The following is a 4,802-nucleotide window of genomic DNA, read 5'->3' on the forward strand; positions in this document are numbered from 1 at the left end:
CCCCCCCCCCCCCCCCCCCCCCCCCCCCCCCCTTTTTCAAGCAGAAGACGGCATACGCGATCATGAGTACTGTCTCGTGGGCTCGGAGATGTGTATAAGAGACAGCTATTGGGCTTGTTTGCCCTGTCTACTTTCATGGCCAAAAGAAGGACCAAGGAAATTGCCATCCGGAAGATTTTGGGGGCTTCAGATCTGCAGATCGTGAACATGCTGAACCGTTCTTTCCTGATTTTGGTATTGGCGGCCAACCTAGTCAGCTGGCCAATAGGCTATATTTTTACCAATAACTGGCTTTCTGGTTTTGCCTATAGGATAGACATGCCAATTTGGCCATTTGTCATCGCCACTTTATCATCGGTGATCATTGCGGTGCTTACCATTAGCATACAGGCCCGCAAAGCTGCGGTGAACAATCCGGTCGATGCATTGAAGTATGAGTAAAAGGTAGAAGGTAGAGGGGTAAAAGGCGTAGGGTTAAAGCGCCAAAAGACCTTCCGCCTTCCACCTCACAACCTTTAACCTTAAAAGAATGTTTAAAATCAATCTAAAAATTGCCCTCCGCAACCTTTGGAAAAACAAGGGCTATACCGCCATCAATATATTGGGCTTGGCAGCAGGTTTGGCGGGTTTCGTCATTATTCTGCTCTATATTGCCAAAGAAACGGGCTACGACAAATGGGACCCTGCCTTGAAAAGAACCTATATTGTAGCTGCGGATTTTACGAAAAACGGCGCAGAGAACAAAGGCACCAAAATCAAGGGCTTGCTGGCCAAGGTAATCAGGGAGCAGATTAGCGAAGCCGAAATCGTGTCGATAGGAAATATTACGGGAAGATTTGATGTCAAAATTGAAAAAGACGGCAAAACAATCAACGAACTGCTTCCTTCAGCCAGTGTAGACAGTAGCTTTTTCAGCTTGTATCCGCTTAAAGCCATTTATGGCCGAATGGAGGATATCTATACCGATAAAGACGCCATCGCCATTAGCGCTACAGCGGCCCATAAGCTGTTTGGTAATGCCGATCCGATTAATCAGGTTGTGGTTCAGAACAGGGGCGTCAATTTTCCTCCGGGCAAATTGGTAGTCAAGGCCGTATGGGACGATAAAAGGCAGGCATCGGTTTTCGGTTTAGACCTGCTGTATCAGGAAGATTTCAAGCAATATGGCAATCAGCTGCTCAATACCCCGTTTACCACCTTATTCAGGTTAAAGGAAAATGTAGATCAGCAAAAGGCTTTGAAAAAAATAAATGATGCCTATATTGTTGAACTCGCTAAATACATGGCCCAAAACAGCGATGCCAATTTTAAACCGTCGCAGCAGGCAGCGTTGAGGATTTTGAAGGAAAAGGAAGGCATTACGGCCATCAAATTGATCACAGAGCCGATCTCAAGCCTTAACCTCAGTACTTTTTATTCGGCCAATGCCAAGCAAACCACCATTTATATCCTCTTTGCCCTCGCTTCTTTCTTAATAATCATTTCCTGCATCAATTACACCAACCTCGCATTGGTTATGGCGCAGGCAAGAGCCAAGGAAGTGGGGGTTAAAAAAGTATTGGGCGCTTTTAAGTGGAGTTTAATTAAGCAGTTTTTTACCGAAACGGCTATTCAATGCACCATTGCCTTTTTATTGGCACTCATTTTTGCAGAGTTGCTGTTGCCACAGGTCAACCGGCTGCTTGCAGATAACCTGGAACTGTTCAAGTCTTTTGATGTTTGGCTCATTTTGGGGCAGGCCCTGCTCATCTTATTGGTCATTATGTTGTTGGCAGGCGCCTATCCGGCGTTTATCCTGGCTGGTTTCCGTCCGGTTAAGGTATTGAAGGGCAATTTTAGTACGGCCACACACATTGGCAACCTGAGAAGGGTACTGGTGGTTGTGCAGTTTACCATTGCCATTGCACTGGTGATCAGTTTTGGGGTGATTTTCGCCCAGCTCAACTTTATGAAGCAAAAAGACTTGGGATTGAAATCCGATCATTTGTTGTCGTTTAGGATTGCAAAATACACAAACCGGATATTGCCTCCCGCACATTTCGAATCGATTAAAAACAGGCTCTTGGCCATCAAGGGCGTGGAAGACGTAACCAGGTCGACCGAACAGCCGATCAACGATTCGGGTTTTGAAGATAATGTGCGCTATCACAATACCACAATCAGTGCCGAATCCAGATACGTAGATCCTAATTATTTAACGGTACTTGGTGCAAAATTAGCGCAAGGCAGAAATTTTTCATACCCATTGCTGGGTACCGATTCGCTGCAAAGCCTCGTGGTAAACGAAACAGCTTTCCGAAAACTGGGATTGGACAAGATCAACAGCCAGGTGGCTATTGAAGGCGATGACGAAGCTAAAAAATTCAACGTTATTGGTGTGGTTAAAGATATTCAGGTTTACGGGTTTGATCAGCCGATTATGCCAACCATTTACCTGGTGAGCGATTATAAGTTTCATTGGCGCACCAATGTGATTGTTCGTTTAAGCACGCATGATTTGGCGCAAACCACTGCGGCTATAAAGGAGCTTTGGAAGGAAATAGAGCCCGGAGCAGAAATTAAACCTGTTTTTGTGGATGAGGTTTTTGCAAAGATGAACAGCAGCTATGAGGTAAGCCAGAAAATCATCTTCTTTTTTGGTATGGTTACCTTGCTGATTTCTGTTTTTGGATTGATCGGCTTTGCCGCCTACACGGCAAAAATAAGGCTCAGGGAAATTGCGGTAAGGCGCATCCTTGGCGCATCCACCGGTTCGCTGCTTCAGTTGCTGAACAAGGATTTTGTAAAACTGGTACTAATTGCTAGCCTGTTGGCCGATGTTTTGGCCTATATTTATATGAAAAAGTGGTTTGCCGGCTTTGCCTATAGGATAGACATGCCTTACCTGATCTTTGTTTTGGTCAATACAGCCATTGTACTGATTACCATACTGACAGTAAGTGTTCAAAGCCTAAAAGCAGTAAAGTCAAAACCAGTTGATGCACTGAAATACGAGTAGTTGCAAAAGATAGAGCAGCAACGGCCTAGGCATTATTTATCCAGTCAGCTGCTTATGCAATTTAAACATCCAATATGTTCAAACTGAACCTGAAAATCGCTTTCCGGAACCTGGTTAAAAACAAGGTCTATACCCTAGTCAATGTAATGGGACTGGCCTTGGGTCTGGCCGGTTTTATCTTCGTATTGCTTTATGTAAACCACGAAAAAAGCTACGACCACTGGGATCCTCAACTGAAAAAAGTGTATCAGTTACAGGAGCTCGATTTTTGGGCCATTAAAGAGGGCAAAAAAGAATGGATGGACAGGGCCGATCTGCGAATTCCTGAGCTGATTAAAGATAAAATGCCTCAGATTGAGGGTGTTGCCTTTTTTAATGAATCAGCGCCACAATCGGTGATTTTGGATGATAATAATCCGTTTATGCAAGAAGGCATCGTTGATGCCAACGAGGGTTTTTTCTCGGTTTTCCCTTTCCGATTTATCTACGGCACGCCAGAAAGCGCTTTTAGTAAACCGGGCAATGTGGTTATCAAGGAGAGCGTAGCCTTAAGGTATTTTGGGAAAATCAATCCGGTAGGCAAGACCATCAAAATCAACGAACAGAACTGGACAGTTCCAGAAACCTATTTCGTTAGTGGAGTGGTGGCCGATCCGGTAACGCCAAGCAGCGTCGATTTCCAGCTGATCAAGAGGGGGGTCAGAACGTTGCCATTAAATGATAACTTCTATTTTTTTGCCACGGTTTTTGTAAAACTAAAAAGCCAGCAAACCGACGAATTGCTGAACCGTACCTTGCAAAATGTATATTATGATTTTAAGCTGGCCTTGTTTAAAAGACAGCAGCAAGCCATTGCGGGTTATCTTCAGCATGGACTTAAGCCATCGGCCCGTTTGGTGCCCCTGCATCAAATTCATCAAGAACCCCTAACAGGAAAAAGCTGGTTAAGCATGGTCAAGCCGGTTATCTTATTGTCGGCTTTGCTGTTCTTGATTTCGGTTATCAATTTTGTGAATATGTTTACGGCCCAAGCCGTATCGAGAGCCAAGGAGGTGGGCATTAAAAAAGTAATAGGAGCCCATAGGAAATCGCTGATTTTTCAATTCTTGATCGAAACGGCCTTGCAGTGCTTGATTGCCTTATTGTTAAGCACGGTTTTGCTAGAAGGCTTTTTGCCATACCTCAATCAGCTTTTTAACCTCGATTTATCGCTTGCGTTTAACCAAAACAACCTCATCATGCTTGCAGAGCTTGTGTTGCTCTTGCTATTGGTTATCCTGATGGCCGGAACCTATCCTGCATTTTTTCTGTCGTCGTACCGCCCCCAAAATGTTTTAAAGGGCAATTTTGGACATAGCCACAAAGGCAAAACATTAAGAAACTTGTTGGTTGGCTTGCAGTTTGTCATCGCGGTTGGCTTTTTTATCGGCATTATGGTTATTTCAAGGCAGATGCAGTACATGGAAAACAGAGATCCCGGGTTTAGTGCCAATGCCGTTATCCACATCAAAACATCCTTCGATAAAAGAATAGCCGCCCAGCTTAAAAGCATCGATGGCGTGAAGTACGTAGGCAGCAACGATGGGATGATTAGCCTAAATCACAAACTTACGGGCAAATACAGATACAACAACGAAACGAAAGAGCTGAATACTGTGCTTGTAAACTTTGAAGGCTTGCAGGCGCTTGATTTCGTCGATACGCAGTTTTTTAGTGCCTCCTACTTTTGCCCTGGCGGCAAATTTTGCTATCGGATGGATGCAGAACTTGGTTACTCCGATTACTTCTTCATCGAGGCCCAAAT

General features: G+C 44.5%; 3 protein-coding genes. All 3 read left to right on the forward strand.

Features of this window, described 5'->3' with window-relative positions:
• Positions 1-90 precede the first annotated feature (90 nt).
• A complete protein-coding gene (locus tag JHD69_RS19035) occupies positions 91-441 on the forward strand; it encodes an ABC transporter permease (RefSeq protein ID WP_199141924.1) in 351 nt (116 codons plus the stop codon).
• 88 nt (positions 442-529) lie between these two features.
• On the forward strand, positions 530-2,998 hold the full coding sequence (locus tag JHD69_RS19040) for an ABC transporter permease (RefSeq protein ID WP_199141925.1): 2,469 nt from the start codon (positions 530-532) through the stop codon (positions 2,996-2,998).
• 74 nt (positions 2,999-3,072) lie between these two features.
• A partial coding sequence (locus JHD69_RS19045; protein WP_199141926.1) for an ABC transporter permease occupies positions 3,073-4,802 on the forward strand: 1,730 nt, incomplete at its 3' end.

The organism is Pedobacter sp. ASV12, from assembly GCF_016429155.1.
Taxonomy (GTDB): Bacteria; Bacteroidota; Bacteroidia; order Sphingobacteriales; family Sphingobacteriaceae; genus Pedobacter.

Coding starts and splice junctions, on each gene's coding strand:
- JHD69_RS19040 (WP_199141925.1), top strand. CDS start 530: ATGTTTAAAATCAATCTAAAAATTGCCCTCCGCAACCTTTGGAAAAAC.